This window comes from uncultured Mycobacterium sp. (assembly GCF_964249325.1).
Lineage (GTDB): Bacteria > Actinomycetota > Actinomycetes > Mycobacteriales > Mycobacteriaceae > Mycobacterium.
This window is the reverse complement of record NZ_CAXUCH010000331.1, coordinates 1-3,785: the sequence shown is the minus strand read 5'-3', so window position 1 is coordinate 3,785 and position 3,785 is coordinate 1. Positions and strand designations below refer to the sequence as shown.

Genomic DNA, 3,785 nt, shown 5'->3' with positions numbered 1-3,785 from the left:
GTGTTGGAGACGCTACCCCTGACGGTCAACGGCAAACTCGACAAACGCGCCCTACCCGCGCCCGAGTACACCGATTCCGACCGCTACCGCGCCCCGGCCGACGCCGTCGAGGAGATTCTGGCCGGCATCTACGCCCAAGTCCTCGGGCTCGAGCGTGTCGGGGTCGACGACTCCTTCTTCGAGCTGGGCGGCGACAGCATTTTGTCGATGCAGGTGGCGGCGCGGGCGCGTGCCGCCGGTGTGTTGTGCCGGCCGCGCGATGTATTTGTCGAGCAGACCGTCGCCCGGCTGGCCCGAGTTGCCGGCGTGGCGGACGGCGCGGGCGGCCCGGTTGATGAGGGCATCGGCCCCGTGGCGGCCACCCCGATCATGCGCTGGCTGCACAGTCTCGAGGGGCCTGTGGAGCAGTTCAACCAGACGATGCTGCTGCAGGCGCCTGCCGGGGTCAGCCAGGCCGATGTGGTGGTGCTGTTGCAGGCGTTGCTGGATCGGCATGCCATGCTGCGGGCCCGCGTCGACGATGACGGAGCCGGCGGGTGGTCGCTGATGGTGCCCGAGGCGGGGTCGGTGGACGCTCTCAGGTGCTTGCACACGGTGAACACGCTCTCCGATGCCGCGCTGGTCACGGCGAGGTCGCGGCTCAACCCGAAGGCCGGCGCAATGCTGCGCGCGCTGTGGGTAGGCGAAGCCGGCCAATTGGTGTTGATGATCCACCATCTTGCCGTCGATGGGGTGTCGTGGCGGATTCTGCTCGACGACCTCAACGCCGCCTGGGCCCAGCACAGCGCGAGGCAGCCGGTGGTGTTGCCGGTTCCGGGAACATCGTTTGCCCGGTGGTCGGCGCTGCTGGCCGAACATGCGCACGCTCCGGACGTGGTGGCCCAGGCCGAGGCGTGGCGGCAGCTGGCGGCGACCCCGGCCGCGCTGCCAGCGGTACAGCCTGCGGTGGATACCTATGCCGGCGCCGAGCATCTGTCGGTGGAACTGGATGTCGAAAACACCCGCATGCTGTTGGGCGAGGTGCCGGCGGCTTTCCATGCCGGTGTGCACGACATCCTTCTCATCGCGTTCGGGCTGGCGTTGGCGGAGTTCTTGGGCAAACGGGGCGTGCCGATCGGCATCGATGTCGAGGGTCACGGGCGCCACGAGGAGCTGGCATCTGATGTGGATTTGTCGCGCACGGTGGGCTGGTTTACCACTAAGTACCCGGTGGCGTTGACGGTCGACGGGCTGGAGTGGGCGCAGGTAGCGGCCGGCGAGGCGGCGCTGGGTTCGCTGATCAAGGACGCCAAAGAGCAGCTTCTCGCCCTGCCCGACGGTCTGACCTATGGTCTGCTGCGTTACCTGAACGCCGACATTGATCTTGCCGGGTTCGACCCCCCCGTCGGATTCAACTACTTGGGGCGCCTGGGTGCCGCGGAGGCCTCCGGTGAGGTGTGGCGGATCAGCCAGCACGGCTCGTCGTTAACCGCCGCGGCTTTGCCCATGCCGCTGGCACACACCGTCGAACTCAACGCCAGCGCCGTGGACACCGATTCTGGCCCGCATCTGCACGCCAACTGGACATGGGCACCCTCAGCACTTCACCGCGAACAGGTCAGCCGGCTGGGCCAGTTGTGGTTTGAGGCCTTGGCCGGCATTTGCGCGCATGTGCGCGCCGGTGGAGGTGGGTTCACCCCGTCCGATGTTGCCCCGGCCCGGCTCACCCAGCAGCAGATCGACCAGCTCCAGCAGCACTATCAAATCGCCGATATTTTGGCGCTGACCTCACTGCAGCATGGGCTGCTGTTTCACACCAGCACTGCCCAGGGCGGCGACGACCTATACGTGCTGCAGCTAGATATCAGCATCGCCGGCCCGCTTGACCCGCTCCGGCTGCGCGATGCGGTGCACACGGTCGTCAACCGGCACCCGAACCTGGTGGCCCGATTCTGCGACCAGTTCGATGAGCCGGTTCAAATCATCCCGGCCGGTCCCGCGGCTGGGTGGCGGTATGTCGAAGTCGACATCGACAACGCCGATGTCAATGAGCAGATCAAGCGGTTCTGCGCCGCCGAACGGGCCGAGGTCCGCAACGTGGCCGACCGGCCTGCTTTTCGGGCCGCTGTTCTTCGCACTGCAGAAGACCGGCACCGGTTTGTGCTGACCGTCCACCACATCGTGGCGGATGGGTGGTCGCTACCGATTCTGCTGCGCGAAATATTCACCAGCTACTACGGGCAGCGACTACCCGCGCCCGTGCCGTATCGCAGCTTTGTCAGCTGGCTGGCTGATCGAAACCGTGATGCCGCCCGCGCGGCCTGGGGTGAGGTACTCGGCGATTTTGACACCCCGACCTTGGTCGGCCCGCCAGGCCGGTTAGAGCTCGGGCGGCGAAGCGTTGCGTCATTTCGAATGCCGGCTGAGACCACTCGCGCCGTTGATGAGCTGGCGCGCTCGCGCCGCACCACCGTCAACACCGTCCTGCAGGCCGCCTACGCACAGGTGCTGATGTGGCTGACCGGCCACCACGATGTCGCCTTCGGCACGACGGTATCGGGGCGACCAGACGACGTGCCCGACGCGGACTCAATGGTGGGCCTGCTGATCAACACGGTCCCGGTGCGGGCACACATCACGGCGGGCACGACCACCGCCGACCTGCTCGACCAGCTGCAAAGTGCCCACTACCGCACGCTCGAGCACCAGCACCTGGCGCTGAACGACATCCACCGCGCTGCCGGCCACGAGCGACTGTTCGACACCCTGTTCGTGTACGAAAACTACCCGCTGGACACCGATTCGTTGCTGGGTGTCGACGGCTTGGCCATAACCGATTTCACGAACCGCGAATACAACCACTACCCCCTTGCGGTGCAAGCCGTACCGGGTCACGAACTGGGCCTTCGCGTCGAATTCGATACCGATGTGTTCGACGTGGAAAGCATCGAAACGCTGATCGAGCGATTACGACGGGTGTTGGTGGCGATGACCACCGATCCGGGTCGGCGGTTGTCGTCTATGGATGTGCTCGATGCCGGTGAGCATGCCCGCCTAGATGCGTGGGGCAATCGGGCGGTGTTGAGCGCGCCGGTAACCGAGGCGGTGTCGATTCCGGACATATTTGCCGCGCAGGTGGCCCGCGACCCGAGCGCGGTGGCGGTCAGTTGCGGGGAGAGTTGGTGGACTTACCGCGAGCTTGACGAGGCCGCCAACCGGTTGGCGCATCTGCTGGCGGGTCAGGGTGCGCGTCCGGGGGAGCGTGTGGCGCTGCTGTTTCCCCGGTCCGCCGAGGCGATCGTGGCGATATTGGCGGTGCTCAAAACTGGAGCGGCCTACCTGCCGATCGACCCGGCGGTGCCGGCGGCGCGGATCGATTTCCTATTCGGTGATGCCGCCCCGCTCGTGGCGGTTACCACTGCCGGGTTGGCCGAGCGGCTGCAGGGGCATGGCGTGCCGGTCATCGATGTCGCAGATCCCGGTATCCAGCCCTATCCCGTCGCGGCCTTGCCGGCGGCGACTGTCGATGACATTGCCTACTTGATCTACACGTCGGGCACTACCGGTGTCCCCAAAGGTGTGGCAATAACGCACCGGAACGTGATCGAGCTGATGGCGTCTTTGGACGACAGCCTCGAGCTGGACGGGCAGGTGTGGTCCCAGTGGCATTCGTTGGCCTTCGATGTCTCGGTGTGTGAGATCTGGGGAGCGCTGTTGTATGGTGGCCGGCTGGTCGTGGTGCCCGAGTCGGTGGCGCGCTCACCGGAAGACTTCCACGCCTTGCTCGCCACAGAGCAGGCCAGCGT

1 protein-coding gene is annotated in these 3,785 nt (G+C 66.2%); it reads left to right on the top strand.

The features are described 5' to 3' along the window. Window positions 1-3,785 (top strand): condensation domain-containing protein (locus ACFE99_RS23835; RefSeq protein WP_375489176.1); only part of this gene is annotated, 3,785 nt, incomplete at both ends.